The sequence below is a fragment of the Brevundimonas sp. GW821-FHT10E09 genome, from assembly GCF_058809375.1.
On record NZ_JBXASO010000001.1, the window covers coordinates 197,937 to 224,483 of the forward strand.

Sequence of the window (26,547 nt, forward strand, 5' to 3'; positions counted from 1 at the left end):
TCGCGTGGGCAGAGCATTCACATGATCGACCGGAACCACCGGCCCAGCGAGGACGCCTGCTTGACCCACGCCGATAAAGACAGTCTGCGGTGGGACGAGCCCAAGCGCCTGGCGATCCTTCGGGACTATGGGGTCCTGGACACCGACCGGGAGGCCGCCTTCGACGACATCGTCGCCCTGATCGCGCGGATCTGCGAGGCGCCCATCGCCGTGGTCAATCTGATCGATGCAGACCGCCAGTGGTTCAAGGCCGAGGCAGGTCTGGGCGTGCGAGAGACGCCTCTGGCCACCTCCTTCTGCGCCCATACGCTGTTGCAGGCGGACGGAATGGTGGTGCGCGACGCGTCCCTGGACCCGCGCTTCGCCGCCAATCCCCTGGTGACGGGCGAACCCCATTTGCGTTTCTACGCCGGGCGGCTGTTGAAGACGCAGGACGGCGTGCCGCTGGGCGCCCTGTGCGTGCTCGACACCAAGGCGCGTCCCGAGGGACTGACCGATCTGCAGCAGATGGCGCTGCAGACCCTGGCCGACCAGGTCATGTCCCAGCTGGAGCTGCGCCGCGTTCTGCGCCAGCGCGAGGAAAGCGAGGACACCACCCGCCGGGCGTTGCAGGCGTCGAACTATGTCGGCGCATGGGACTGGGACATCGTGGCGGACCGGGTCGTCGCCGACGAACGGTTTGCGGCCATGTACGGCGTCGATCCCGTCATGGCCCGCACGGGCGCGCCGATCGCCGACTTCACCCGATCCGTGGATCCCCAGGACGAAGCGCGGGTCCAGGCGGAGATTCAGGCCGCCATGTCGGGGGAAGGTCGTTTCCATAGCGAGTACCGGGTGCGCGACGCCCAGGGCCAGGCGCGCTGGATCGTGGCCCGCGGCCAGGTCTATTTCGATCCGACCGGCGCGCCCGTGCGGTTTTCGGGCGTCGTCGTGGATATCACCGACCGGAAACAGGCGGACGCCGAGTTGGAGGCCATCGCCGCGCGGCTCAGCGCCAGCGAGGCCCAGTTTCGGGTCCTGGCGGACGCCATGCCGCAGATGGTGTGGTCGACGCGACCGGACGGCTTCCACGATTATTACAATGCGCGCTGGTACGAGTTCACCGGCGTGCCCGCCGGATCGACCGACGGCGAGGGCTGGACCGACATGTTCCATCCCGAGGACCAGCCGAGAGCGATGGAGCGCTGGAGGCGATGCCTGGCGACCGGCGAACCCTATGAGATCGAATACCGGCTGAAACACCATTCCGGCGTCTATCGCTGGACCCTGGGGCGGGCGGCGGCCGTGCGGAACCCGGACGGCGAAATCAGCCGCTGGTTCGGGACCTGCACCGACATCGATGAGCTGAAGCGGCTGGAGCAGGGCCGCGAACTGATCAGCCAGGAGCTGAGCCACCGCATCAAGAACATCTTCGCCGTCATCACGGCCCTGGTGGCCCTGTCGGCGCGGCAGTACCCGGAGGCGCGGGCGTTCGCCGCCTCCTTGCGGACGCGGATCACGGCCCTGGCGCGCGCCCACGAGTTCGTGCGGCCGCACACCGAGACGTCGCAGCCGACGGTCGGCGCCAATACGCTGCACGCCTTCCTGTCGGACCTGTTCCAGGCCTATGCCGATGACGCAGGCGCGGCCCGGGTCCATCTCGCGGGCGACGACGCGGTTTTCGACGATCAGGCGGCGACGTCGGTGGCCCTGCTGTTCCATGAACTGGCGACCAACGCCGCCAAATACGGGGCCCTGTCCCGGACCGGGGGGCGGGTGGATCTGGCGACGCGGCGGGAAGAGGACCGGTTCATCCTGACCTGGATCGAAACCGGCGGCCCCCCTGTGTCAGAGGCGCCGACACGAACGGGCTTCGGATCGTCCCTGGCCTCGCTGTCCGTCGAAGGCCAGCTGGGCGGGCGGCTGGTTCGGGATTGGCGTCCCGAAGGCCTTCGAATCCTGGTGGATTTGCCGGCCACGGCGCTTTCCCGTCGCAGGGCGGCCGAAAAGGCGCATTAGATCGCCTTGGCCTGAAACCGATCCCTTCCATCTGCGTTGTGTTCGTTCCCGCACACAAGTTCAGTATCCATGACCGCGCGTATCCTCATCATCGAAGACGAAGCCCTGGTCGCCATGGAACTGCGCTTCGTCCTGGAGGATCTGGGTCATGAGGTCGTCGGCGTGGCCACGACGGCGAAGGGCGCGCGCGACATGGCGCGAGAGATCGATGTGGATCTGGCCCTCGTCGATATCCACCTCTCCGACGGACCCACCGGCATCAGTCTGGGTCGGGAACTGGGTCAGGACATGGGCGTGACCGTCCTGTTCATGACGGCCAATCCCGGCATGGTGCGCGACGGCGTGGCCGGCGCCATCGGCGTCCTGTCGAAGCCGACCGACGAGCGATGCGTCCAGAAGGCGATCGACTACGCCCTTCGCTGCAGACACGGCGAGCCGGTGGAATACGCGCCGCCGGGCCTGCAACTGTTCGCCTGACGTCCTCCCGGTCCCTGAGGTTTCAGGCGGCCGGGCGGCAGGCGTTCACCAGACCCCGATCTTTTCCGCTTCCTTGTGGCTGATCGGATTGTGAGCCTTGGCGTGGTCTTCCTCGGCCAGGAAACGGCTGACCTCCAGCGCGGCCATACAGCCCATGCCGGCGGCGGTGACAGCCTGGCGATAGATGTCGTCGGTCACATCGCCCGCAGCCCAGACGCCCTCGATGGCCGTCGCGGCCGTGCCCGGCTTGACCCGCAGATAGCCGCCCGAGTTGGTTTCGAGCTGGCCCTTGAACAGTTCCGACGACGGGGCGTGGCCGATGGCGATGAACACGCCGTCCGCCGGGATTTCCTGCGTCGAGCCGTCCTGGACGTTCTTCAGCCGCACGCCGGTGACGTTCTTGGCCATGCCGTCGACGACGCCGACGATCTCCTCGATCGCCGAGTTCCAGATCACCTCGACCTTTGGATTGGCGAACAGGCGGTCCTGCAGGATCTTCTCGGCGCGGAACTCCTCACGGCGGTGGACCACCGTGACCTTGGCGGCGAAATTGGTCAGGAACAGCGCCTCTTCCACGGCGGTGTTGCCGCCGCCGACGACCACGACTTCCTTGCCGCGGTAGAAGAAGCCGTCGCAGGTGGCGCAGGCCGAGACGCCGAAGCCCTGGTAGGCGGCCTCGGACTCCAGGCCCAGCCATTTGGCCTGGGCGCCGGTGGAGATGATGACCGTCTCGGCCAGGATCTCCTCGCCGCCGTCCAGCTTCAGCCGGAACGGGCGTTGCGACAGGTCGGCGGAGACGACGATGTCGTGGATGACTTCCGTGCCGACGTGCAGGGCCTGAGCCTGCATCTGCTCCATCAGCCAGGGGCCCTGGATGGTCTCGGCGAAGCCGGGATAGTTCTCGACATCGGTGGTGATGGTCAGCTGGCCGCCGGGCTGGATGCCGGCGATGACGACGGGGTTCAGCGAGGCGCGGGCGGCGTAGATGGCGGCGGTCCAGCCGGCGGGGCCGGAACCGATGATGGCGACGCGGACGGTACGAGCTTGGGTCATGACGCCTATTTAGGCGCTGATTCCCGTTTGCGCGATGCTAGTCTCGCCTCGGGTGCAAAGGGAGGCGGGGATGAGCGACAACAAGGCGGCTGTCTTTCCGGTCGGCATAGGCGTGGGGATAGCGATCGGGGTCGCACTGGGCCTGGCCCTGGACAATCTGGCTCTCGGGATCGGGGTCGGGGTCGCTATCGGGGCCGGGCTGGGCGTGGTCTTCAGCGCAAAACCCAAGTCGAAGACGGGCGAGGGTTCGGACGGCGGCGGGCCAGTGATTTTCGACGGAGGGGACACGCATCATCACGGCCATGACGGGGGGGGGCGACGGCGGCGGAGACGGCGGAGGCGGGGGCGACTGACCAGCCCATATCCCGCTCATCCCGCTCATCCCGGCGAAAGCCGGGACCCAGTTCTTTCGCTCGGCGATGCGCTGGATCGAAAGCGGTGAGTCCCGGCCCTAATCTGAACGCCCAAAGCCCTGGGTCCCGGCTTTCGCCGGGATGAGCGGAACGTAGTTGGGCTTAGCGTGTCCCCATCGCTTCCAGCACAGCCCGCGCCGCGCGCTCGGTTTCGGCCAGGGGGTCGTAGGTCCAGCCGTCCAGTGTCCCGTCGAACGGACGGGTGGCGCCGCGTTCGGCCAGGTCGTCGTGCAGCCGGGCGAACTTGTCGCCGGACTTCAGCGGGATCATGGGCAGGACGTGGACGGGCTTTCCGGTCGAGGCGGCCTCGGCGGCCATATTGGCGCTGTCCTCGGTGACCAGGATATGGTCGGCGTAGTGCAGGAAGCCGAACAGGGGGTTGTCGCCGGTCCCGTCCCAGATCCAGCCCGGTAGGTCGGACAGGCGCGCGGTCATGACGGCCCTGGCGGCCTCGGGCGTGCGGCGCGAGAAGGTCAGCATCAGCGATCCCCCGGATGCGCGGACGGCGTCCGCGATCTGGTCGGCCAGGTCCGCCGCATGGGCCTCGGTGAGGTCGAAGGCCTTGGATCTGCCGCCGATCAGCACCGCGACACGGGGATGGGGCAGGGGGGCGATCCGGTCCGCGAAGGCGGGCGCGGCCTGGGCGATCCGCGCGGGCGTGATGCGGTGGGGCGAGCCGGTGATCTCGAAGACATTATCGCCCGACAGGCCGTCGTGTGCGGGGGCGACGATCATGTCGTAGCTGGCGTTCGACCAGCGCGGGTCCTGGGTCTGGACCACGAAGGTGCGGCCCTGGCTCCAGGCCTTGACGCGGGTCGAGAGCGGCAGGGTGGCGCGGCCGGTGGCGATCCACAGATCGGGCCAGGGCGCCGTCAGCGGGTCGGACGTCGGCGCCAGCATGGCCGGGGTCTTGAAGGCCGACGGCAAGCGGTCGAACAGGGGGCGCCAGCGGACGTGTTTGACGGCGATCTCGGCCGGGGTCAGGCGTTCCACCGCCTCGGCGAGGCCCAGGGCCTGGTTCTCGATCCCGGCGCGGCCGTCCGAGACGACCCAGATGGTCAGGGCGCGGGAAGACGAGGGGGCGGTCACGCGTCGATCGACGCCGGCCTGACCCATGTCATGGCCTCGAGCTTGTTTCCGTCAGGGTCGCGCAGGAAGGCGGCATAATAGCCCGGCGCGTAGTCGGGCCGGAAGCCGGGGGCGCCGTCATCGCGGCCGCCCGCCGCCAGGCCCTGGGCGTGGAAACGATCAACGGCGTCCCGATCGGATGCGGCGAAACAGACATGCACGCCATTGCCTGCCGAGCATGGCTGGCGGTCATGGGGGATGGAGGCCCAGAATTCGGGAAAGGCGCGGCCGTAGGCCATGCCCATGACATGGTCCATGACCCTGCCGATCCCCAACGCGCCGAGCGCGGCGTCATAGAAGGCGCCCGCCTTCTCCAGATCGGAGACGCCCACAGAAACATGCGACACCAGAGGCGGGCGTGTTCCTGCGGCGTCGGTCACGATCTTACTTCCACTCGACCTTGAGGATTTCGTAGGCCTTGACGCCGCCGGGGGTGTTGACCTCGACCACGTCGCCGACCTCCTTGGAGATCATGGCGCGCGCGATGGGCGAGGCGATCGAGACCTTGCCCTTTTTCACGTCGGCTTCGTGTTCGCCGACGATCTGGTACCGGGCCTCGTCCTCGGTGTCCTCGTCGACCACGGTGACCGTGGCGCCGAATTTGACCTGACTGCCCGACAGTTTCGACACGTCAATGACCTGGGCGCGGCTGATCTTGTCCTCGATCTCGGCGATCTGGCCTTCGATCCAGCCCTGACGCTCCTTGGCGGCATGATATTCGGCGTTTTCGGACAGGTCGCCATGCTCGCGGGCCTCAGAGATGGCCGCAATGACGCTCGGCCTTTCGACCGACTTCAATTGCTTCAGTTGATCGTCGAGGACACGGTAGCCCTCGGCCGTCATCGGCACTTTTTCCATTGGTGTCGTGATTTTTCTGGTTCGCCCGGAGACTGGAAAGACGCGGAGTAGGCACACAAAAGGCCGCGGGGCGGGCGCGGCCGGGCATCAATATTAGGGTTTCTCGTTCAGGATTTCAAGAGCGAGCCCCGTTATCGATGGAGGCGTCAGGCGCGGGCAGGCGGTTCGGACTTGTCGTCGCGGTGCACGACGCCCTTGATCAGGCTGTAGGCCAGCCAGGCGACCGCCGCGAGACCGGCCAGCATGAAGAGGCCGGACACGAGGGCGGCGCCGGCGGCCATGAAGGCCAGAACGAAGGCTACCGCCGCCGTCAGGCCCGCTACGATCTGAATGGTTCGAAATTGCATGGGCTCTTAACGCCCGTGACGTCGCCGGGTTGCGTCCGAGCCGTGTCTTCGCCTCAGGCGTAGCTGTAGGCCCCGCCCCGTTCCAGTGCGCGGCGATAGGCCGGGCGGGCGTGGATCTTGTCGAGGAAGGCCCTCAGTCGGGGTTTGGTCGCTGGGTCGAAGGCCCGGTCGGCGCCGGCCTCCACCGGGAAGCTCATCATGATGTCGGCGGCGGTGAACTGGTCGCCTGCGAACCACTCCGACCGTCCCAGTTCGTCCTCCCAGAAGCCGACGTGGGTCCGCAGCTGCGGATCGACGAAACCGGTCAGGGCCTTGGCGGCTATGCTCTTGACCAAGGGTCGGACGAGGCCGGGCGCGCGCCGCGGCAGCATGGAGAACACCAGCTTCAGCAGCAGGGGCGGCATGGCGGAACCCTCGGCGTAGTGGAGCCAATAGGTGAAGCGTCGGGCGTCCTCGGAACCGGCGGCCGGGCGCAGGCGGCCCTCGCCATAGGTGTCCAGCAGATACTCGACCACGGCGCCGGTCTCGGCGACCGTGACGCCGTCGTCCTGGATCACGGGCGACTTGCCGAGCGGATGGATGGCCAGCAGTTCCGGGGGCGCAAGCCGGCTGGTCGCGTCCCGTTCGTAACGGACCACCTCATAGTCCAGGCCCAGTTCTTCCAGCAGCCACAGCACGCGCTGAGAACGGCTGTCGTTCAGATGATGGACTTTGATCATGGAGGCTCCGTTCGAACGGGTTCGACTATCCCCATCGTGAGGCCGGAAGTCGAGGCCTATCGCGGGGAGCGGCCGCTCCAGCGCGGACGGGGGCCGGGGCGGACCTTGGGGCGGGCGCCCTCGCGTCGGCTGCGCCAGACCTCATAGGCCAGGGTGGCCAGGGCCAGCTTGCCGGCGTGACGTCCGGCGACGCGGCGGCCGCCCCGGGACAGCAGCAGGCCGCCGAGCAGGGGAACGAGTTTGTGCAGACGGGACATGGAATCTCCTTCGTCGGCTCAACGCCTCGGCCGGCGGCGCGTTTCGACCTGCGACGACATGAACTGAAGGCCGATCACAGAAGGTTTGGCGCGCGCGACGGCGAAAGCGATGCTAGCCGTGCGTCATGAACAGATCTCGCGTCGCCGCCTTCTTCACCTCGCTGAGCTTTTTCGTCATCGCGGCCCTGGCCGCCGGCGTCGTCGTCGGCGCCCTGGCCCAGGAAGCCGACGCCCCCTGGCTGACCGGCGCGCTGGGCGTGGTCGAGAGCCTGGGCCAGGTGTGGTTGAACGCCCTGCGGATGACCGTCATCCCCCTGGTGTTCAGCCTGCTGGTGACGGGCATCGTCTCCATCGCCGACGCGGCGGCGACGGGGCGGATCGCGGTGCGGTCGCTGACGGTGTTCGGCCTGCTGCTGGTCGGGGCGACGGTCTATGCGATCCTGGCGGGCCTAGGGCTGCTGGCCCTGTGGCCCATCGATCCGGAGGCGGGGCGGGCCCTGCTGGCCGGGGTTCCGGCGGATTCGCTGGCGACGGTGGGCGAGGCGGCGCGGACCGACGGCCTGCGCGCCTTCCTGGCCAGTCTGGCGCCGGCCAATCTGATCAAGGCGGCGGCGGACGACGGGGTCCTGGCCGTGGTGGTCTTCGCCCTGGCCTTCGGTTTCGCCGCGACCCGGATCAAGGCCGAGCTGCGCCGGCCCCTGGCGGGCTTCTTTGAGGCGGTGGCCGAGACCCTGGTGGTGATCGTCCACTGGGTGCTGCTGGCCGCGCCGTTCGGGGTGTTCGCCCTGGCGCTGGGCGTGGGCCTGAGAGCCGGGCTGGGGGTGGCGGGCACCCTGGCCCATTATGTCGCCATCGTCTGCCTGAGCCAGATCGGCCTGATCATGATCATCTATGTGGTGGCTACGGTCTGGGGGCGGATCTCGCTGGGCCGGTTCGCGCGCGCCGTGGCCCCGGCCCAGGTGGTGGCGGTCTCGACCCAGTCGTCGCTGGCCAGCCTGCCGGTGATGATCGAACGGGCGCGCGACTGGCTGGGCGTGCCCCAGACCTCGGCGGGTCTGGTCCTGCCGCTGGCGGTGGCGGTGTTCCGCATCACCAGCCCGGTCGCCAATCTGGCGGTCTGTCTGTACGTCGCCCAACTGAACGGGGTGGAGCTGAGCCTGGCCGCTCTGATCGCAGGCGGGCTGACGGCTGTCGCCGTCTCCATCGCCTCGGTCGGCCTGCCGGGCCAGGTCAGCTTCTTCGCCAGCGTCGGCCCCATCTGCCTGGCCATGGGCCTGCCGCTGGGGGTGCTGCCCCTGCTGCTGGCGGTCGAGGTCATCCCCGACATCTTCCGCACCGTCGGCAATGTCACCGGCGACTTGGCGGCCACGCGGATCGTGGCGGGCGAGGATGGGGAAGAAGAGGCGGCCGAAGCCGCCTAGTTCGCCCTAGTTCGTTCCTAGTTGGTCCGGGGCATCAGGCCCTCGGCCGCCGCGACCGAGGCCTCGACGCCCAGGGTCACGGCCGGTTCGGGCGTGATCTTGAACAGGGGCGAATGGTGGCCGGCGGCCTGCTCAAGCTCGGCCTCGGGCGTGCCGCCGACGCTGAAATAGACGCCCTTCACCCCGGTCTCGGGTTGGACGAAATAGGCGAAGTCCTCGGCCCCCATGCCGCCGCGCGGCGTGTCGCGCAGCACGTCCGGCCCGAAGGTCGCGGCGAAGATGTCGCGCACCCGCTGGGCGGTCTCGCGGTCATTGATGGTCGCCGGCGTGGTCTCGGTCGCCGAGCGGGTCACGACCGGCAGCCGGTCCTCGGGCACGTTCAGGGCCAGGGCCGTATTGCGGGCCACCCGGTCGATCCCGTCCAGCAGGGTCGTGCGGACCTCGGGGCTGTCGGCGCGGACGGTCAGTTGCAGATCGACCTGTTCGGGAATGATGTTGTGCTTGATCCCCCCGTGGATCGATCCGACGGTGACCACCGCCCCCTCCAGCGGACTGACCTCGCGGCTGCGCAGGGTCTGGAGGGAGACCACGATCTGGGACGCGACCAGCACCGGATCGACCCCCAGGTGCGGATAGGCGCCGTGCGTGCCCACGCCGCGCACCGCGATATCGACGCTGTCCGAACTGGACGAGGTGATGTCCAGCGGGGCCTCGATCTTGCCGGTCGGGGTGTCGGCCGAGACGTGGAAGGCCAGGGCGTAGTCCGGCTTGGGGAAGCGGCTGTAGAGGCCGTCCTCCATCATGGCCCGGGCGCCGAAGATCCGTTCTTCCGCCGGCTGGCCGATCAGGACCAGGGCGCCGGACCAGTTGGCCTTGCGCGCCGCCATCTGGCGGGCCGTGCCGACCAGGGCCGTGATGTGCACATCATGGCCGCAGGCGTGCATGACCGGCTTTTCGACCCCGTCGGCGTCCAGCTGGCGCGCCGTCGAGGCGTTGGCCAGGCCCGAGCGTTCCTGAAGCGGCAGGCCGTCCATGTCGGCGCGGATCATGACGGTGGGGCCGTCGCCGTTCTTCAGCACGGCGACCACGCCCGTGCCGCCGACGCCGGTCGTGACCTGATAGCCGAGCGCCGTCAGCTCGCGCGCCAGCCGCGCCGAGGTCTGGACCTCCTGCCCCGACAGTTCGGGATTGCGGTGGAACCAGTCGAACAGGGTCGCGAGATTGGCGTCATAATCCGCCTTCACCGCCGCCTTCAGACCGGCGTCCTGCGCCAGGACGGGCGTCCCGGCCGCCAGGGCCAGAGCCAGAGCGGCCGTCGTCAATATCGCGCGTTTCATCCGTGATCCCCTTGTTCCCCAAGGCCACCTTAGAGGATGGCGTCTGATCGGCAAGAAGGCGTCATTGGGGATGAAGGCCGGTTCCTCCCCAAGAGATCATACTCTAGGGTGTGGCGCGGACACGGGGCGCATCATTGGATATCGACACCTTCATTGAGCGCTGGAGCGCCGCGCGGGGCGGGGCCGAGCGCGCCAACTATCAGATGTTCCTGACGGAACTGTGCGAAGCCCTGGATCTTCCGCGTCCCGATCCGGCCAGCGACGACACCCGCACCAACGACTATGTGTTCGAGCGAGGCGTGAAGCGGCGCGAGTCGGAGGGCCTTGCCTCGACGCTGCGGATCGACCTGTACAAGCGCGGCTGCTTCATCCTGGAGGCCAAACAGTCGCGGGCGGCGCATCGCGACGACGGCCAGGGCGCGCTGTTCAAGGCGGACGAAACCGCCTCAACCGCCGCGTCCCAGGGCAAGTGGGACGTGCTGATGCGCAACGCCCGGCGTCAGGCCGAGGACTATGTCTTCCGCCTGCCGGCCGACCACGCCGCCCCGCCCTTCATCATCGTCTGCGACGTGGGCTATGTGTTCGAGGTCTATGCCGACTTCTCGGGCAGCGGCCGGGCCTATTCGCACTTCCCCGACCGCAAGGGCTTCCGGGTCCGGCTGGAGGATCTGCGCGACGAGAAGATCGTCAAACGGCTGAAGGCGATCTGGACCGAGCCGCTTTCGCTGGACCCGACCCGCGAGTCGGCCCGCGTCACCCGCCAGATCGCCGAGCGGCTGGCCGAGGTGTCGAAACGGCTGGAGAAGAAGCATCCGGCGGAAGAGGTCGCCCATTTCCTGATGCGGTGCATCTTCACCATGTTCGCCGAGGATGTGGACCTGTTGCCACGCGGGCGGTTCACCGCCCTGTTGAAGGACCAACTGGACCATCCCGAGAGCTTCGCGCCGATGCTCCAGGCCCTGTGGAAGAGCATGGATGCGCCGGAGTACGAGAGCCGGTTCTATGCCGGCTTCGGCCTGCACCTGAGGCATTTCAACGGCAGCCTGTTCAAGAACGCCAAGGCCTTCCCCCTGGGGCGCGAGGAGATCGGGGAACTGCTGGCCGCCTCGAGCCACGACTGGCGCTATGTGGAGCCGGCCATCTTCGGCACCCTGGTCGAACAGGCGCTGGAGCCGGGCGAGCGGCGCAAGCTGGGCGCCCACTACACCCCCCGTTCCTATGTCGAGCGGCTGGTCGAGGTGACGGTGATGGAGCCGTTACGGGGCGACTGGAACGCCGCCCTGGTCAAGGCCGGGGATGCGCGCGAACGGGGCGAGCATAAGGAGGCCGTGGCGGCCGTCCGCGCCTTTCACCATCAGCTGTGCATGACCCGCGTGCTGGACCCGGCCTGCGGCACCGGCAACTTCCTCTATGTCTCGCTGGAGCTGATGAAACGGCTGGAGGGCGAGGTGCTGGAGGCCCTGGCCGAGTTGGGCGAGACAGAGGGCATCGGCTTCGAGACGGTCGATCCCCACCAGTTCCTGGGCATCGAACTGAACGTCCGCGCCGCCGCCATCGCCGAACTGGTGCTGTGGATCGGCTATCTGCAACAGCATTATCGCAACAGCGTCGAACACCCCGCCGAACCGATCCTGAAGGCCTTCGGCAATATCCAGCAGAAGGACGCGGTCCTGACCTGGGACGGCTATCCCGAACATCAGTTCGAGATGAGGGACGGGGTTGCGGTTCAGGTCTATCCGAACGCACGGCGGCCGGACTGGCCCGTGGCGGAGTTCATCGTGGGGAACCCGCCGTTTATCGGCGGGGCAACTCTTCGCTCAAGACTTGACCCTGGAAAAGCGGAAGCTGTTTGGCGCGCTCATCCTCATGTTAACGAGAGCGCCGATTTCGTGATGTACTGGTGGGATCGCGCTGGCGAGATTTTGACCCGCAAGAAAACTCCTTTGCGACGCTTCGGATTCGTTACCACCAACTCGATCAGTCAAGTTTTTCAGCGGCGCGTTATAGAGCGCTATTTGGGTGGCAAGTTGCCGCTTTCGATCATTTTTGCGATGGCAGATCACCCTTGGACGAAAGCGACTAGCGACAGCGCCTCCGTCAGGATTGCGATGACCAGTTGCGAAGCTGGCCGTCATGAGGGTTCGCTCTTTTGGACCACGTCGGAGCGCGGCCTCGACAGCGACACCCCGGAAATTGCTTATGAAAGCCGCACCGCAAAGATCAACGCAGATCTGACGACTGGGGTGGACGCCACGTCGGCCGTTGCTCTCGGTGCCAATCAGGGCGTCTGCTTCAGGGGAATAATTTTCTTGGGGGATGGTTTTATCCTTTCCCCCGCTGAGCATCAGCAACTGCTTTCCGTAGAGCCGCAAAGCGGCTCACTGATCAGGACATACAGAAGCGGACGCGACCTCAGCGCTCGAGTACGCGGCGTCACCATAATCGATCCCTTTGGCTTAGATCTTGCCACATTAAGGCGAGAGCACCCTGTTGTTTACACTCGACTTGCGGAAAGAATTCGGCCGGTCAGAGCCACTGATCGACGCGCAAGCTACAGAGATAACTGGTGGTATTTTGCCGAAGCTCGACCGGAGTTTCGCGACAGTGTCAGCGATTTACATCGCTACATTCTGACCATTCAAACTTCGAAGTTCCGTACTTTTCAGTTCGCGCCATCCGACGTGATGATGGATCAAACGTTGATAGGAGTTTGCTCGTCTGATGCTTGGCATCTTGCGGTGCTCTCATCGCGCCTTCACGTCGAATGGTCGATGCATAAGGGCGGGTGGCTAGGCGTAGGCAACGACTCCCGTTACTCGCGAAGCGCTTGCTTCGACCCCTTCCCCTTCCCCGACACGTCCGACGCCCTCCGCGCCACCCTCCGCGCCCTCGGCGAGGAACTCGACGCCACGCGCAAGACGGTGCAGGCCGAGCATCCGGACTTGACCCTGACTGGCCTGTATAACGTGCTGGAGAAGATCCGCGCCGGGGTGCCGCTGGACGCCAAGGATCAGGACGTCAAGGAACGCGGCCGGGTGCTGATCCTGAAGGATCTGCACGACCAGATCGACCGGGCGACGATGCAGGCCTATGGCTGGGACGACCTGATCCCTCTGTTTTCGTCATCCGAGGATGACGAAAGTAAAAAACTGGACGAGATCATTCTGGAACGGCTGGTCGCCCTGAACGCCGAACGCGCGGCGGAAGAGGCGGCGGGCCATGTGCGCTGGCTGCGGCCCGACTATCAGATTCCGCGTTTCGCCAAGGGCGCCGCCGCCAAGTCCGGTCAACTGGACCTGGGCGAGACGGTCGTCGCCATCGACAAGAGCCTGCCGGTCTTCCCCAAGGACAAGGGCGAACAGGTCATGGCCATTCGCGCCGTGCTGGAGGCGGCGAACGGTCCGATGGACGCCGCCGCCGTGTCGCGCGCCTTCAAGGGCGGCGGCAAGAAGATCGAACAGCGGGTGGTTCAGGCCCTGTCCACCCTGGTCCGCTATGGCTGGATCACCGCTCTGCCGGGTGGAGCCTACGCCGCGCGCCGCGCGGCCTGACGGTCGGTCATAGGGCGAACCGGAGGGGCGTCTGCTCGCCCCTCCGGTCCGTGATCAGGCGTAGTCCTGGATCGGTCGGACATCCAGGTCGCCGGCCTTGATGGCGCCGATGGCCTGGGCGGCGGCGAGGGCGCCGGCGGTGGTGGTGTAGTAGGGGATCTTCATCATCAGGGCGGTGCGGCGCAGGCTGAAGCTGTCCTGAAGCGACTGTTTGCCCGAGGTGGTGTTGAAGACCAGGTGGACCTCGCCGTTCTTCATGGCGTCCACGATGTGCGGGCGGCCTTCCAGCACCTTCTTGACCAGGCCGACCTCGATGCCCTGGGTGGCCAGATAGTCCCGGGTGCCGCTGGTGGCGATGATGGAGAAGCCCTCCGACAGCAGGGTCTGAACCGCCTCGACGATGAAGGGCTTGTCGTCCTCCTTGACCGAGACGAAGGCGCAGCCGGCGGTGGGCAGGGTGGTGCCGCCGCCGATCTGGGACTTGGCGAAGGCGCGGGCGAAGGCGGGGGCCATGTCGGCCTCGCCCTCACGCTTCCAGTCCAGACCCATGACCTCGCCGGTCGAGCGCATTTCCGGGCCCAGGATGGTGTCGACCCCGGCGAAGCGGGCGAAGGGGAAGACCGCTTCCTTGACCGCGATATGGTCGTAAGGCTTGTCGGTCAGGCCGAAGGATTTCAGCGGCACGCCGGCCATGACCTTGGCGGCGATGGCGGCGATCGGCTGGCCGATGGTCTTGGCCACGAAGGGCGCCGTGCGGGACGCGCGCGGGTTCACCTCCAGCACGAAGATGCGCGGGTTCTCGCTGTGCGGTTCTTCGATGGCGAACTGGACGTTCATCAGGCCGCGCACCTTCAGGGCCTTGGCCATTTCGGTGGTCTGGCGCTTCAGCTCGGCCACCGTCTCGGCCGACAGGGACCAGGGCGGCATGGAGCAGGCGCTGTCGCCCGAGTGGACGCCGGCTTCCTCGATATGTTCCAGCACGCCGGCGACGAACACCGTCTCGTCGTCGCACAGGGCGTCCACATCCACCTCGGTGGCGCGGTTCAGATAATGGTCGATCAGGACGGGGTCGGAGCCTGAGACGCGCATGGCCTCATGGACGTAGCGGTCCAGTTGCTCGCGGTCGTGGACGATCATCATGCCGCGGCCGCCCAGGACGTAGGAGGGGCGCAGCACGACCGGATAGCCGACCTCTTCGGCCTTTTGCGCGGCTTCTTCGGCCGAACGGGCCAGGCCGTTGGGCGGTTGTTTCAGGCCGATGGCCTCCAGCATCTGCTGGAAGCGCTCGCGGTCCTCGGCCAGGTCGATGGAGTCGACGCTGGTGCCCAGGACAGGGATATTGTCCTCTTGCAGGGCGTGGGCCAGCTTCAGCGGGGTCTGGCCGCCGAACTGGACGACGCAGCCGATGAGGTCGCCGTTCGAACGCTCGACCTCGATCAGCTCCAGCACGTCCTCGGCCGTCAGGGGCTCGAAATACAGGCGGTCGGAGGTGTCGTAGTCGGTCGAGACGGTCTCGGGGTTGCAGTTGACCATGATCGACTCGACGCCGATGTCGTCGAAGGCGAAGGCCGCGTGGCAGCAGCAGTAGTCGAACTCGATCCCCTGGCCGATCCGGTTCGGACCGCCGCCCAGGATGATGGCCTTCTTCTTGTCCGACGGCTGGGACTCGCACTCGGGGATCTGGCCCAGGGCGCCGGTCTCATAGGTCGAATACATATAGGCGGTGGCGCTGGCGAACTCGGCCGCGCAGGTGTCGATCCGCTTGAAGACGGGGCGGACGTTCAGGCCGCGACGGGCCAGGCGCACGGCCTTTTCCGTGGACCCGACAAGATGGGCCAGACGGGCGTCGGAGAAGCCCTTGGCCTTCAGGCGGCGGAACTCGGTCGGGTCGGTCGGCAGGCCCTTGACCCGGACATGGCCTTCCTCGCGCACGATGTCGGCGATCTGGCGCAGGAACCAGGGCTCGTAGGAACAGGCGGCGTTGACCTCTTCCACCGTCAGGCCGTGGCGGAAGGCCTGGGCGATGACGCGGATGCGGTCGGGCGTCGGGATGCCCAGGGCGCGGACCACGGCGGCGCGGGCGGCGCCGGCGTCCTCGACGTCGGCGACGCCTTCGATCTCGATCTCGTCGAAGCCGGACAGGCCGGTCTCAAGCCCGCGAAGGGCCTTCTGCATCGATTCCTGGAAGGTGCGGCCGATGGCCATGACCTCGCCCACCGACTTCATCGAGGTGCCCAGCAGGGGCTCCGAGCCGGGGTATTTTTCGAAGGCGAAGCGCGGGATCTTGGTGACGACATAGTCGATCGACGGCTCAAAGCTGGCCGGCGTGACCTGGGTGATGTCGTTCTGCAGTTCGTCCAGGGTGTAGCCGACGGCCAGACGGGCCGCGACCTTGGCGATGGGGAAGCCGGTGGCCTTGGAGGCCAGGGCGGACGAACGCGACACGCGCGGGTTCATCTCGATCACCACCATGCGGCCGTCGGCGGGGTTGATCGCCCATTGGACGTTCGATCCGCCGGTCTCGACGCCGATCTCGCGCAGGACGTTGATCGAGCCGGTCCGCATCCGCTGATATTCCTTGTCGGTCAGCGTAAGCGCAGGGGCGACGGTGATGGAGTCGCCCGTGTGGACGCCCATCGGGTCGATGTTCTCGATCGAGCAGATGATGATGCAGTTGTCCGCCGTGTCGCGGACGACCTCCATCTCATATTCCTTCCAGCCCAGCACCGATTCCTCGATCAGCACCTCGGTGGTCGGCGACAGGTCGAGGCCGCGCAGGACGATCTCCTCGAACTCCTCGCGGTTGAAGGCGATGCCGCCGCCGGTGCCGGCCAGGGTGAAGGAGGGACGGATGACGGCGGGCAGGCCGACGTACTCCAGCCCCTCCAGCGCCTCTTCCATCGAGTGGGCGGCCTTGGAGCGGGGCGATTCCAGGCCCAGCTTGTCCATGGCGTCGCGGAATTTCTGACGATCCTCGGCCTTGTCGATGACCTCGGCTTTCGCGCCGATCATCTCGACGCCGTACTTCTTCAGCGCGCCCGAGGCGTCCAGGGCCAGGGCGGTGTTCAGCGCGGTCTGGCCGCCCATGGTGGGCAGAAGGGCGTCGGGGCGTTCCTTGGCGATGATCTTCTCGACCATCTCGGGCGTGATCGGCTCGATATAGGTGGCGTCGGCCACCTCGGGGTCGGTCATGATGGTGGCGGGGTTCGAGTTGACCAGGATGACCCGGTACCCCTCGGCCTTCAGCGCCTTGCACGCCTGGACGCCGGAATAGTCGAACTCGCACGCCTGGCCGATGACGATCGGGCCGGCGCCGATGATGAGGATGGACTTTATGTCTGTGCGCTTGGGCATCGCCAGCTCTTCTTCTTATTGAACGCTAATGGGTCACGACCGCGCATTCCCAGCCGTCGTACTCCAGCTGGAAGGCCGCGGCCCAGGTCTGCATCATGGACGAGACGGGAGCGAAACTCTCCGCGTCGACGGCCATGGTGGTCTCGAGAATCGTCATGTCGCCGTCGCCGCGCGCGATGAAGCCGGCGCGCCGCGCCACCTCGCACAGGTCGCCATGGGCGTCTTCGTCGCCCAGGAAGAAGAACAGCGTGTGGCGCGGCGTCACGCCGCTGTCGCCCTGTTCGGCCAGCGCCGCGCGCACCATGGCGTCGCGTTCGTCATGACTGATGTCCGAGGCGTCCAAGGGGCGACGTCTTCCTTCGTAGTTTGCGCGCGCGTAGCCGCCGCAGGGCGTCGCCATGCGGAGCTCGCGTCGGGTTGTCGGTTAAGCGGCCCGTTTAGAGAGGGAGGGGCGGGGGGGCAAGACCTTTCGGGCTCTCAAATCAGGTCAAAAAAGTGATGCGAATTTGCCACATTCGTTGCGACAAGGTGTCGACTTTGCGTCATTGAGGTGGCCTGCGGTTCGAAATTCACATTTAGTAGGCAGTTCATTTAGAGCTGAACTGGGGAATTCCATGACTCGTCGGATGGGACTTTTGAATGCTTCTGCCTTGGTTGGCGGCGCGTTCGCTACTCTGATGGCCGCCGCGCCGGCAATGGCACAGGAAACTCAGCCTACGGCTGCGGAGACTGAGGCCACGTCCGAAGTAGAGGAAATTGTAGTCACTGGTTCGCGTATCCCGAGGAACGAATACACGAGCGCTTCGCCCGTGCAGGTGCTGACCGCGCAGAACGCCCAAGCGCGTGGTCTCAGCGACACGGCGCAATTGCTGCAGCAATCGACCCTGGCCGCCGGCTCGCCCCAAGTCACCTCGACGATCTCCAGCTCTTTCGTTACCGACGGAGGACCGGGCGCGGCGACGGTTTCGCTGCGTGGCCTAGGCGCCAACCGCACCTTGGTTCTGCTGAACGGTCGTCGCGCCGGTCCGGCCGGCACACGTGGCGGCGTTTCGGCGTTCGACCTGAACGTCCTGCCGCAATCGGCCCTGTCGCGTGTCGATATCCTGAAGGACGGCGCCTCGTCGATCTACGGGTCTGACGCCGTAGCCGGTGTGGTGAATCTGATTACCGGCGTCGAGCAGGACGGCGGCGAGTTGACCGCCTATTATACCGCGCCCTTCGAAGGCGGTGGCGAGCAGATGAACTTCTCCGGCACCTTCGGCAAGACGTTCGAACGCGGCAGCTTCAGCATATCTGGCGACTACTACAAGCAGTTCGAGCAACTGCAGGGTGATCGCGACTACACCAGTTGCGCGGCACAGTATGTCTTTGACGCTCAAGGCAATCGTGCGGACCGGATCGATCCGCGTACCGGCAAGCCCGCGTGCCTAGACCTGTTGTGGGGCCATGTCTGGGCCTATGACAACACCTTCGCCTCGTTGCCGGGCCGTTTCCAGTATGATTATGACGGCGACCTGGGCAACTACATCCCGACCGTGCCGGGCAGCTTGGCCGGTCAGGTGCCGGTCCCGCCTCCAGGCTTCTATCTGGTCGGCTATGACGGCCCCAGCACGGCGGTCATGAACGGCAACCACCCGTTTGACGACGAACAGACCCTGATCCCCGAGGTTGAGCGTTACACGGTCTTCGCCGAGGGCAAATACCAGTTGACCGAGCACGCCGAGGCCTATGCCGAAGTCCTACTGAACCGCCGCAAATCCTCGACCAAGGGCTACCGCCAGTTCTGGAACTACGCCTACGCCGGCGACTGGTCTTACGGCGCTGGGTACGGCTATGAAAGCTGGGGCGGCGACTATCTGCTCAGCCCCACGCCGATCACGAACCACAACTCGGCCAGCCAGCAGGTCGATTACGCCCGCGTCGTCGGTGGCGTCCGGGGCGACTTCGTCGATCCGGGCAGCTTCCTGAACGACTGGAAGTGGGACGTCTTCTTCCAATACAGCCGTTCGGACGGCGACTATACCGCCGACGTCATCCTGAAGGACGCCGTCGACAGCCAGAGCTACCGCACCGATTCCTGCGCCGGCGAGATTATGGCGGTCAGCGGTCGGACCTGCATCGACATCAACTGGGCCGATCCGGACTTCCTAGCCGGTAATCTGACTGATGAACAGCGCGCCTTCCTGTTCGACGTGGACAAGGGCAACACTGTCTATGAACAGGCCTATATTGAAGGCTTCATGGGTGGCGAGCTGTTCGACCTGCCAGCCGGCCCGATCGGGGCGGCCCTCGGCTTCCATGTTCGTCACGACGAAATCAACGACGTCCCGGGCGAAATCACGCGCAGCGCCAACGCCTGGGGTTCGTCCAGCGCCGGCATCACCCAGGGCTCCGAGCGCACGGCCGAAATCTTCACCGAACTGTCGATCCCGGTTCTGAAGGATATGCCGTTCGCCTATGGCCTGGACCTCAGCCTGTCCGGCCGGATGACCAACACCAAGACGTCGGGCAGCGCATCGACCTACAAGGTCGGCGTGAACTGGGAGTTCTTGCCGGACGTTCGCATGCGCGCCACCACGGGCACGTCGTTCCGAGCCCCGGCTCTGTTCGAACTGTATCTGGCCGACCAGAGCAGCTTCGCCAGCCAGCGCACGGTGGATCCCTGCATCAACTGGCAGCAGAACCTGACTGACGGCACCATCAGCCAACGCCTGGCCGACAACTGCGCAAATCCGAACGGACCGGGCGGCGGCGTGCCCGGGACCCACAACGGGGCCGGCAGTTCGGCGACGCTGTTCGAGGGCGGCGGATTGGGACAACTTGAGCCGGAAACCTCCACGGCCCATGTTATAGGCTTGGTCTGGACGCCGAAGTTCATCAACTTCAGCGCTGCGGTCGATTATTTCGAGATCGAGATCGAGGACCAGGTCACCAGTCTGGGCTCGAGAACCGTCTCGGCCTGCTACCTCTCGGACAATTTCCCGACCGACCCGGTCTGCAGCCAGTTCGTCCGTAACGAGGGAACGCACCGGATCGACACCATCTCCGGCAAGTTCATCAACATCGCCGAACAGACCAACCGGGGCATCGATTTCACAGCGCGTTATGCCCACGACCTGCCTTGGGGCGACCGGTTCTCGATCGACGGCCAGGCGACCTGGCAGTTGGAATCGCGAGAAGCCCTGTTCGCCGACAATATCGTCGACACCCTCGGCGAGGTCGGTAATCCGCAGTTCGTGGGCAATCTGAACCTGCAGTACGAACGAGGCCCCTGGACCGGCGTTTGGGCCGTCCAGATGATTGGGCACCAAGGCAACTACGCCTCTTATGGCAGCGACACCGCCACGGTCGGCGGACAGGAAGTCTATCTGAAGCTTGATGCGCCCTTCACGGCCTTCCACAGCTTCTCTGTTCGTTATGATGCCGAAAGCTGGTCGATCCTGGCAGGTGTAGCCAATCTGTTCGACGAACTGCCGCCGCAACTGACTACCCTGAACCTGGGCGAATTCAGCACCGTCGGCACCTCGGCCTTCACCTCGCAATATACCGAAGGCATGTACGGCCGCCGCGGCTTTGTCCGCATCAGCAAGTCGTTCTGATCGACAAACGGGCTATATGGTCTTGACGGGGCGGCGGGTTCTCCAACCTGCCGCCCCTTTTGTCTTGCGGAGAGTGTGAAATATGGCGGTCATCCTGGGCATGAAGGATACGCTGGACGAGGATGCGGCGCGCTTTGATCCCGCGCCACTGTCGACGCCCCTCTTCCTGAACAGCATTCCCAAGGGCGGCACTCACCTTATTCGCAACATCCTGCGGATGTTCGTGCCGGTGGGGCAGCACTATGGGCGCGAGTTCGTGCAGATTCCCAACCTGGCCCAGCATCGTCATCTGTTCGATCCGGCTCGGCCGATGATGAGCTGCGGCCATCTGCTGTTCAGCGATTCCGGCGTCCACGCCCTGGGCGCCGCGAGACATATCGTTCTGGCGCGCGATCCGCACAGTTGGGTGCTGGCGCGTGCGCGCTTCTATCTGTCCGACGAATTTCAGCAGGCCAATCTGGCGCATCTGAAGAGCGGCGCCATACCGGCCGACGAACTGATCAATATGATGATCTTCGGCATTCACGAGCGGACGCCGACGCTGGAAGACATGTACACCCATAATGTCGTCGCCTGGATGGGCACACGGGCGGTCCTCTACCGGTACGAAGACATCGTCGCTGCGGTGGAAGATCTGAACAGCAAGGCTTCGGAGGTCTTCTTCCTACGTTTGTTGGCGGATTGCGGCCTCGAGGCCGTGCCCGCCGATTGGCGCGAGCGGGTCAGGGTCGGCGCAGACAAACGACAGAGCCGAACGGCGCGCCAGAACCTGAATGTGTCCAGCGCGGTCGTCCTGCCCGACGAGATCTCAGAGGCGCAGAAGAAGCTGATCGAATTTCACGCTCCGGGCTTGCGCGCTCTCTTGGGCTACGCCTGAGGCGTCACGCCTCTATCGCCGCAATCCAGTCCGGCAGTTCGCCGATGCGGGACAGGGAGACGTAGCGGGGTTCGTTCACCGGGGCGTCGGCCAGTTCGTGGGCCCAGGTGACGTGGTAGGGGATGTGGACGCCGAAGGCGCCGGCGGCGATGGCGGGCAGGACGTCGGACTTCATCGAATTGCCGGCCATGACGGCCTCGGCCGCGCCGGTGCCGTGGCGGGCGAAGACGCGGTCGTAGGTGGCCCGGTCCTTTTCGGAGACGATCTCGACCGCCGCGAACCGGTCGCCCAGGCCCGAGGCCGCCAGTTTGCGCTCCTGGTCCAGCAGGTCGCCCTTGGTGATCAGGACCAGGCGGTAGTGTTCGGCCAGTTCGGAGACCACCTCGTCCACGCCGGGCAGGGTCTCGACCGGATGGGCCAGCATTTCACGGCCGGCGGCCAGGATCTCGCGCACGACCTCGGGCGGGGCGCCGCCGTCGCACAACTCCATCGCCGTCTCGATCATCGACAGGGTGAAGCCCTTCACGCCGTAGCCGTAGAGCCGCAGGTTGCGCTGCTCGGTCTCGGCCAAGCGCGCCTCGATGGTGGCGGCGTCGCCGTGATCGTCCAGCAGATCGACGAACCGCGCATGGGTCAGGCGGAAGATCGTCTCGTTGTGCCAGAGGGTGTCGTCGGCATCGAGGCCGACCGTGGTGATGTTCATGCCGCGCCCCTATCATGGGACGAAACGCGAGGGGAGACGGGATGAACGGATCGGCGGTGGTGATCGGGGCGACGGGCGGCCTCGGCCGGGCCCTGGTCGATCGCCTGATCGTGGAGGGCAAGCACCAGACCGTCTGGGCGATATCGCGAACCGGGGAAGAGGTCGCGGGCGCACAGGCCCTGGCGGCCGACCTGGAGGACGAGGCCAGTCTGGCGGAGGCGGCGCGGCGAATCGGCCAGGGCGCGGCGCCGACGCTGATCGTGCTGGCGACGGGCGTGCTGCATGACGGGTTCCGGCCCGAGCGGAGCCTGCGGCAGCTTGAGGCGGATCACATGCTGAGGGACTATCGCGTCAACGCCGTGGGGCCGGCGCTGGCGGCGAAACACCTGCTGCCGCTGACGCCGCGCGACCGGCGGGCGGTGTTCGCGGCCCTGTCGGCGCGGGTGGGGTCGATCGGCGACAACCGGTTGGGCGGATGGCACAGCTATCGGGCGTCCAAGGCGGCGCTGAACATGATCCTGCGCAATCTGGCGATCGAGATGGCGCGCAGTCATCCGCTGGCCGTGATCGCGGGTCTGCATCCCGGCACGGTCGATACGGGCCTGAGCGCGCCGTTCCAGAAGGGGGTGGCGGAGGGGCGGCTGTTCACGCCCGACTATTCCGCCGAACGGCTGCTGGCGGTCATGGCGGCGCTGACGCCGGCCGACAGCGGCGGGGTGTTCGCCTGGGACGGGGCGCGTATTCCCGAATAACGCATATTCGTGACTTGAGGACGGGACCGGTCTTGCGTCACATGGCCGGCATGTCCGTCAAAGGTTCCGCCCGGCTTTTCAGCCTCTTGTTGCTCAGCTTGCCGCTTTGCGGCGGGCCGGCGGCCTTGGCCTACGCCGAGACCCCGGCGGCGGCGGTCGTCGCCGCGCCCAGCCGCGAGCGGGCGCGGATGAACCAGCGGGTGTTCGACACGGTCTGGAGCGAGGTGCGGCGCGGCTATTACGATCCTGATCTGCATGGGGTGGACTGGGGCGCGGCGCGCGATCGGTTCCGGCCCCAGGCCCTGGCGGCGGCCGACGACCGGGCGCTGTACCGGGTCGTCAACACCATGCTGGACCTGCTGGACGACGGCCATGCCGGCGCCAGCCCGCCGGCCGCCGTGCGTCGCCAGGACGCCCAGTATGCGCGCCGGGCCGTCATGGGCATGACCCTGATGCGGGGCGAGGATCCCGACCTGTGGACGGTGGAGCGGGTGCGCGACGGCTCTCCGGCTCAGGCGGCGGGGGTGCAACTGGGCTGGACCCTGGACAGCGTCGACGGCCGGCCGTGGGGACCGGACGTGGAGGTGCAGGAGGGGACGCCGGTCCATCTGGTTCTGACGGACGAGACCGGGATGCGCCGCGACACCATCCTGACCCCGCAGCTGATGGACGGGCCGCAGCCGTTTACGGCCGACAAGTCCCGGCCGGGGGTTCTGGTGCTGACGGTGGAACAGTTCGATGCGGGACTGGGGCGCTGGCTGGGCGGCGAGTTGGACGGCCTGCCGTCGGATGTGGACGTGATCCTGGACCTGAGAGCCAATCCCGGCGGCCGGCTGTGGGAGGCCGAGTCGGTGTTGACCTGTTTCCTGCCCCGCGATCAGGTCTGGGCGACGCGGACCGGACGGAACGGGCGGCCCGTGATCCTGCGGGCCTCAGGCGACTGCGGCGACCGCAGCGCGCCGGTGGCCAATCCGGTCGCGGTCCTGGTGGACCGGGGCAGCCGCAGCGCGGCCGAGCTGACGCCCGCCGCCCTGCAGGAAGCGGGGCGGGGCATAGTGGTGGGCGAGAAGACCATCGGTTCGGTCCTGATCGCCCAGGAGACGGACCTGCCGGACGGGGGCAAGCTGACGCTGAGCCGGGCGAACTTCGTCACGGCGGGCGGGGTGCGGCTGGAGAAACGCGGCGTCACCCCGGACATCGCGGCGCCCCGCACCGTGAGCCAGCGCCGCGCGGGCGAGGACCCGACGCTGGAGGCGGCCATCGCCGCGCTCCAGGCGCAGGGAGCGGACCGGGTCCGGTCGGCAGACCAGCCCGCCGGCCTTTAGATCAGCAGCATTTGAAGGCGCCCGAGCCGCCGAAGCGACGCTGTTCGTGCAGGCGGAAGAAGGCGATCTTGTCCAGCGGGGGCTGGTCGGGATGGGTCGTGGCCGCGTGGCGGACATAGGCGTCGTAGTCGGGCTGGCCGATCATGGCCCCCGCCGTCCGCTTGACGCCGCGACCCCACCGCAAGGCGGTGTCGCGGCACAGGCAGAGCAGGTCGTCCGGCGTGGCGGCGGGAGCCGGCCCGGACTGGAGCCCGGACTTAGGCACGGGCGATATCCGCCGCGTCGTCGGACGCCGTCAGCTCGTGCGCCTCGGGATATTCGCGCACGGTCGGCCGGTTGCTGCGATAGGCCTTTAGGCAGGCCAGGACGCCGTAGACCACCATGGTCACGACCACGAACAGGAAGGCCGCCGTCAGCGTCGAGTTGACGTAGTCGTTGACGATGATGCGGTGCATGTCGCCCACGGTCTTGGCCGGGGCGATCAGTTCGCCGGCGCCCAGAGCCTCCTGGTACTTGCGGGCGTGGGCCAGGAAGCCGATGCGGACCTCGGGATGAAACAGCTTCTGCAGGCCCGCCGTCAGGGTGCAGATCAGCAGCCAGGTCGCCGGGACGACCATGACCCAGGCGAACTTCTCGCGCTTCATCTTGAACAGGACGACCGTGCCCAGGATCAGGGCGATGGCGGCCAGCATCTGGTTGGCGATGCCGAACAGGGGCCACAGGCTGTTGATGCCGCCCAGGGGATCGACCACGCCGGTGTAGAGGAAATAGCCCCACAGGCCGACCGTCAGGGCGGTGGCGACGACATTGGCGCCCCAGGACTTGGTCTCGCGCATCTTCGGCACGGCCACGCCCAGCAGGTCCTGGATCATGAAGCGGCAGACGCGCGTGCCGGCGTCGACCGTCGTCAGGATGAACAGGGCCTCGAACAGGATGGCGAAGTGGTACCAGAAGGCCATCATCGCCTTGCCGCCGATGACGCCAGACAGGATGTGGGCCATGCCGACGGCCAGGGTCGGGGCGCCGCCCGCGCGCGACAGGATCGAGTGCTCGCCCACGTCGCGGGCCAGTTGCTCCAGCTCGCCGGGGGTGATGTGGAAGCCCCACTGGGCCACGGCGGCGGCGGCCGAGACCGCGTCATTGCCGATGATGGCGACCGGGCTGTTCATGGCGAAATAGACGGCCGGGTCCAGCACCGTGGCGGCGATCAGGGCCATGACGGCGACGAAGCTTTCGCACAGCATGGCGCCATAGCCGATCAGCGGGATCTGGCTCTCGTTCTCCAGCAGCTTGGGCGTGGTGCCCGAGGAGATCAGGGCATGGAAGCCCGAGACGGCGCCGCAGGCGATGGTGATGAACAGGAAGGGGAACAGCGCGCCGGCGAAGACCGGGCCGGTGCCGTCGATGAAGGAGGTGACGGCCGGCATCTGCAGGTGTGGACGCACGATCAGTATGCCGATGGCCAGGGCGACGATGGCCCCGATCTTCAGGAAGGTCGACAGATAGTCGCGCGGGGCCAGCAGCAGCCAGACCGGAATGACCGAGGCGATGAAGCCATAGACCATCATCAGTATGGCCAGGGTCGGGCCGGTCAGGGTGAAGGCCGGGCCCCAGAACGGGTCGGCCGCCACATGGCCGCCGCCGATGATGGCCAGGATCAGCAGGACGACGCCGATGACCGACACCTCGCCAACGCGGCCGGGCCGCAGATAGCGGGTGTACAGGCCCATGAAGATGGCGATCGGGATGGTGGCGGCGACGGTGAAGGTTCCCCACGGGCTTTCGGCCAGGGCCTTGACCACGACCAGGGCCAGAACGGCCAGGATGATGACCATGATCATCAGGACGCCGACCTGGGCGATGATGCCGGGGATATTGCCCATCTCGGTGCGGATCATGTCGCCCAGCGACTTGCCGTCGCGCCGGGTGGACATGAACAGGACCATCATGTCCTGCACCGCACCGGCCAGCACCGCCCCGACCAGGATCCACAGCACGCCGGGCAGATAGCCCATCTGGGCGGCCAGCACCGGCCCGACCAGCGGCCCCGCGCCGGCGATGGCGGCGAAGTGGTGGCCGAACAGGACGTTCCTGGGCGTCGGCACATAGTCGAGGCCGTCGTCGCGACGGACGGCGGGTGTCGGGCGCGAGGGCTGCAACTGCATGACCTTGTTGGCCAGGAAGCGGCTGTAGAAGCGATAGGCGATGGCGTAGGTGCAGACCGCCGCCACCACCATCCAGACCGCGCTGATGCTCTCCCCCTGGTGCAGGGCGATGACGCCGAGGGAGACGGCCCCCAGAATGGCGATGACGCCGAAGATGATAGGGGTGCTGAGTTTGCCCACGAAAATACTCCTGCCTGACCGCCTGGCGGTCAC

22 protein-coding genes are annotated in these 26,547 nt (G+C 66.7%); 9 read left to right on the forward strand and 13 right to left on the reverse strand.

From position 1 onward, the window contains the following. The first annotated feature begins 21 nt into the window (after nucleotides 1-21). Together AC1RSI_RS00930 and AC1RSI_RS00935 are read left to right on the forward strand one after the other, a co-directional pair. Entirely contained in the window at nucleotides 22-1,998 is a 1,977-nt protein-coding gene (locus AC1RSI_RS00930; RefSeq protein WP_154726912.1) for a PAS domain-containing protein, read from the forward strand. 69 nt (nucleotides 1,999-2,067) lie between these two features. Beyond that, a complete protein-coding gene (locus AC1RSI_RS00935; RefSeq protein WP_008261670.1) occupies nucleotides 2,068-2,475 on the forward strand; it encodes a response regulator in 408 nt (135 codons plus the stop codon). A gap of 45 nt (nucleotides 2,476-2,520) precedes the next feature. Here AC1RSI_RS00935 and trxB read toward each other — a convergent pair whose 3' ends face one another. Then, nucleotides 2,521-3,528, reverse strand: coding sequence for a thioredoxin-disulfide reductase (trxB, locus tag AC1RSI_RS00940; protein ID WP_008264248.1), 1,008 nt, complete (start codon nucleotides 3,526-3,528; stop codon nucleotides 2,521-2,523). Between the two features lie 70 nt (nucleotides 3,529-3,598). Between trxB and AC1RSI_RS00945 the strand changes: the two genes are divergently transcribed. Further along, nucleotides 3,599-3,970 (forward strand): glycine zipper domain-containing protein, encoded by a 372-nt coding sequence (locus AC1RSI_RS00945; protein WP_492322607.1) that lies wholly within the window; start codon nucleotides 3,599-3,601, stop codon nucleotides 3,968-3,970. A 73-nt stretch (nucleotides 3,971-4,043) separates the two neighbouring features. On the opposite strand, the gene AC1RSI_RS00950 is transcribed toward AC1RSI_RS00945, so the two are convergent. The 6 genes from AC1RSI_RS00950 to AC1RSI_RS00975 form a co-directional block, all read right to left on the reverse strand. Then, nucleotides 4,044-5,030: a mitochondrial fission ELM1 family protein gene (locus AC1RSI_RS00950; protein WP_291752164.1), complete on the reverse strand. Its 987-nt coding sequence runs from the start codon at nucleotides 5,028-5,030 to the stop codon at nucleotides 4,044-4,046. Next, on the reverse strand, nucleotides 5,027-5,449 hold the full coding sequence (locus AC1RSI_RS00955; RefSeq protein WP_035311218.1) for a VOC family protein: 423 nt from the start codon (nucleotides 5,447-5,449) through the stop codon (nucleotides 5,027-5,029). Before AC1RSI_RS00955 ends, AC1RSI_RS00950 begins: the two co-directional genes overlap by 4 nt. Nucleotides 5,450-5,453: 4 nt before the next feature. Then, nucleotides 5,454-5,927 carry a transcription elongation factor GreA gene (gene greA, locus AC1RSI_RS00960; protein ID WP_008260399.1) on the reverse strand — a complete coding sequence of 158 codons (474 nt, stop codon included), beginning with the start codon at nucleotides 5,925-5,927 and terminating at the stop codon, nucleotides 5,454-5,456. A 146-nt stretch (nucleotides 5,928-6,073) separates the two neighbouring features. Then, entirely contained in the window at nucleotides 6,074-6,274 is a 201-nt protein-coding gene (locus AC1RSI_RS00965; RefSeq protein ID WP_008259424.1) for a hypothetical protein, read from the reverse strand. 53 nt (nucleotides 6,275-6,327) lie between these two features. Then, a complete protein-coding gene (locus AC1RSI_RS00970) occupies nucleotides 6,328-6,993 on the reverse strand; it encodes a glutathione S-transferase family protein (protein ID WP_035311221.1) in 666 nt (221 codons plus the stop codon). A gap of 56 nt (nucleotides 6,994-7,049) precedes the next feature. Next, entirely contained in the window at nucleotides 7,050-7,250 is a 201-nt protein-coding gene (locus tag AC1RSI_RS00975) for a cysteine protease (RefSeq protein WP_154726743.1), read from the reverse strand. Nucleotides 7,251-7,375: 125 nt separating this feature from the next. Between AC1RSI_RS00975 and AC1RSI_RS00980 the strand changes: the two genes are divergently transcribed. Next, nucleotides 7,376-8,671, forward strand: a complete 1,296-nt coding sequence (locus AC1RSI_RS00980) for a dicarboxylate/amino acid:cation symporter (RefSeq protein ID WP_154726742.1) — start codon at nucleotides 7,376-7,378, stop codon at nucleotides 8,669-8,671. Between the two features lie 17 nt (nucleotides 8,672-8,688). Here AC1RSI_RS00980 and AC1RSI_RS00985 read toward each other — a convergent pair whose 3' ends face one another. Further along, the gene (locus AC1RSI_RS00985) at nucleotides 8,689-10,008 is read right to left on the reverse strand and encodes an amidohydrolase (protein WP_154726741.1); all 1,320 of its coding nucleotides are present in this window, start codon (nucleotides 10,006-10,008) and stop codon (nucleotides 8,689-8,691) included. 134 nt (nucleotides 10,009-10,142) lie between these two features. On the opposite strand from AC1RSI_RS00985, the gene AC1RSI_RS00990 reads away from it, so the two are divergent. Further along, on the forward strand, nucleotides 10,143-13,559 hold the full coding sequence (locus tag AC1RSI_RS00990) for a class I SAM-dependent DNA methyltransferase (protein ID WP_154726740.1): 3,417 nt from the start codon (nucleotides 10,143-10,145) through the stop codon (nucleotides 13,557-13,559). A gap of 54 nt (nucleotides 13,560-13,613) precedes the next feature. Here AC1RSI_RS00990 and carB read toward each other — a convergent pair whose 3' ends face one another. Next, on the reverse strand, nucleotides 13,614-16,913 hold the full coding sequence (gene carB / locus AC1RSI_RS00995) for a carbamoyl-phosphate synthase large subunit (RefSeq protein WP_154726739.1): 3,300 nt from the start codon (nucleotides 16,911-16,913) through the stop codon (nucleotides 13,614-13,616). A gap of 25 nt (nucleotides 16,914-16,938) precedes the next feature. After that, nucleotides 16,939-17,313 carry a ribonuclease E inhibitor RraB gene (locus tag AC1RSI_RS01000; protein ID WP_230307711.1) on the reverse strand — a complete coding sequence of 125 codons (375 nt, stop codon included), beginning with the start codon at nucleotides 17,311-17,313 and terminating at the stop codon, nucleotides 16,939-16,941. Nucleotides 17,314-17,539: 226 nt separating this feature from the next. Between AC1RSI_RS01000 and AC1RSI_RS01005 the strand changes: the two genes are divergently transcribed. Next, nucleotides 17,540-20,512, forward strand: coding sequence for a TonB-dependent receptor plug domain-containing protein (locus tag AC1RSI_RS01005; protein ID WP_447941432.1), 2,973 nt, complete (start codon nucleotides 17,540-17,542; stop codon nucleotides 20,510-20,512). Between the two features lie 82 nt (nucleotides 20,513-20,594). Continuing rightward, nucleotides 20,595-21,389: a hypothetical protein gene (locus tag AC1RSI_RS01010; RefSeq protein ID WP_035310750.1), complete on the forward strand. Its 795-nt coding sequence runs from the start codon at nucleotides 20,595-20,597 to the stop codon at nucleotides 21,387-21,389. A 4-nt stretch (nucleotides 21,390-21,393) separates the two neighbouring features. On the opposite strand, the gene AC1RSI_RS01015 is transcribed toward AC1RSI_RS01010, so the two are convergent. Next, the gene (locus AC1RSI_RS01015) at nucleotides 21,394-22,092 is read right to left on the reverse strand and encodes an HAD family hydrolase (RefSeq protein WP_035310748.1); all 699 of its coding nucleotides are present in this window, start codon (nucleotides 22,090-22,092) and stop codon (nucleotides 21,394-21,396) included. 41 nt (nucleotides 22,093-22,133) lie between these two features. Here AC1RSI_RS01015 and AC1RSI_RS01020 point away from each other — a divergent pair, with 41 nt between their 5' ends. Together AC1RSI_RS01020 and AC1RSI_RS01025 are read left to right on the forward strand one after the other, a co-directional pair. After that, the gene (locus AC1RSI_RS01020; RefSeq protein WP_154726655.1) at nucleotides 22,134-22,844 is read left to right on the forward strand and encodes an SDR family NAD(P)-dependent oxidoreductase; all 711 of its coding nucleotides are present in this window, start codon (nucleotides 22,134-22,136) and stop codon (nucleotides 22,842-22,844) included. Nucleotides 22,845-22,885: 41 nt separating this feature from the next. Continuing rightward, on the forward strand, nucleotides 22,886-24,169 hold the full coding sequence (locus tag AC1RSI_RS01025) for a S41 family peptidase (protein WP_154726658.1): 1,284 nt from the start codon (nucleotides 22,886-22,888) through the stop codon (nucleotides 24,167-24,169). Between the two features lies 1 nt (nucleotide 24,170). On the opposite strand, the gene AC1RSI_RS01030 is transcribed toward AC1RSI_RS01025, so the two are convergent. Both AC1RSI_RS01030 and AC1RSI_RS01035 read right to left on the reverse strand, forming a co-directional pair. Then, nucleotides 24,171-24,434, reverse strand: coding sequence for a YbdD/YjiX family protein (locus AC1RSI_RS01030; RefSeq protein ID WP_369733635.1), 264 nt, complete (start codon nucleotides 24,432-24,434; stop codon nucleotides 24,171-24,173). Continuing rightward, the gene (locus AC1RSI_RS01035) at nucleotides 24,427-26,514 is read right to left on the reverse strand and encodes a carbon starvation CstA family protein (RefSeq protein ID WP_035308917.1); all 2,088 of its coding nucleotides are present in this window, start codon (nucleotides 26,512-26,514) and stop codon (nucleotides 24,427-24,429) included. Before AC1RSI_RS01035 ends, AC1RSI_RS01030 begins: the two co-directional genes overlap by 8 nt. Between the last annotated feature and the right edge of the window lie 33 nt (nucleotides 26,515-26,547).

Excerpts from the sequence above, each read along its gene's own strand:
- AC1RSI_RS00930 (WP_154726912.1), top strand. The coding sequence starts at position 22 with ATGATCGACCGGAACCACCGGCCCAGCGAGGACGCCTGCTTGACCCAC.
- AC1RSI_RS00935 (WP_008261670.1), top strand. The coding sequence starts at position 2,068 with ATGACCGCGCGTATCCTCATCATCGAAGACGAAGCCCTGGTCGCCATG.
- trxB (WP_008264248.1), bottom strand. The coding sequence starts at position 3,528 with ATGACCCAAGCTCGTACCGTCCGCGTCGCCATCATCGGTTCCGGCCCC.
- AC1RSI_RS00945 (WP_492322607.1), top strand. The coding sequence starts at position 3,599 with ATGAGCGACAACAAGGCGGCTGTCTTTCCGGTCGGCATAGGCGTGGGG.
- greA (WP_008260399.1), bottom strand. The coding sequence starts at position 5,927 with ATGGAAAAAGTGCCGATGACGGCCGAGGGCTACCGTGTCCTCGACGAT.
- AC1RSI_RS00965 (WP_008259424.1), bottom strand. The coding sequence starts at position 6,274 with ATGCAATTTCGAACCATTCAGATCGTAGCGGGCCTGACGGCGGCGGTA.
- AC1RSI_RS00970 (WP_035311221.1), bottom strand. The coding sequence starts at position 6,993 with ATGATCAAAGTCCATCATCTGAACGACAGCCGTTCTCAGCGCGTGCTG.
- AC1RSI_RS00975 (WP_154726743.1), bottom strand. The coding sequence starts at position 7,250 with ATGTCCCGTCTGCACAAACTCGTTCCCCTGCTCGGCGGCCTGCTGCTG.
- AC1RSI_RS00980 (WP_154726742.1), top strand. The coding sequence starts at position 7,376 with ATGAACAGATCTCGCGTCGCCGCCTTCTTCACCTCGCTGAGCTTTTTC.
- AC1RSI_RS00985 (WP_154726741.1), bottom strand. The coding sequence starts at position 10,008 with ATGAAACGCGCGATATTGACGACGGCCGCTCTGGCTCTGGCCCTGGCG.
- carB (WP_154726739.1), bottom strand. The coding sequence starts at position 16,913 with ATGCCCAAGCGCACAGACATAAAGTCCATCCTCATCATCGGCGCCGGC.
- AC1RSI_RS01000 (WP_230307711.1), bottom strand. The coding sequence starts at position 17,313 with ATGGCGACGCCCTGCGGCGGCTACGCGCGCGCAAACTACGAAGGAAGA.
- AC1RSI_RS01005 (WP_447941432.1), top strand. The coding sequence starts at position 17,540 with ATGGGACTTTTGAATGCTTCTGCCTTGGTTGGCGGCGCGTTCGCTACT.
- AC1RSI_RS01010 (WP_035310750.1), top strand. The coding sequence starts at position 20,595 with ATGGCGGTCATCCTGGGCATGAAGGATACGCTGGACGAGGATGCGGCG.
- AC1RSI_RS01015 (WP_035310748.1), bottom strand. The coding sequence starts at position 22,092 with ATGAACATCACCACGGTCGGCCTCGATGCCGACGACACCCTCTGGCAC.
- AC1RSI_RS01020 (WP_154726655.1), top strand. The coding sequence starts at position 22,134 with ATGAACGGATCGGCGGTGGTGATCGGGGCGACGGGCGGCCTCGGCCGG.
- AC1RSI_RS01025 (WP_154726658.1), top strand. The coding sequence starts at position 22,886 with ATGGCCGGCATGTCCGTCAAAGGTTCCGCCCGGCTTTTCAGCCTCTTG.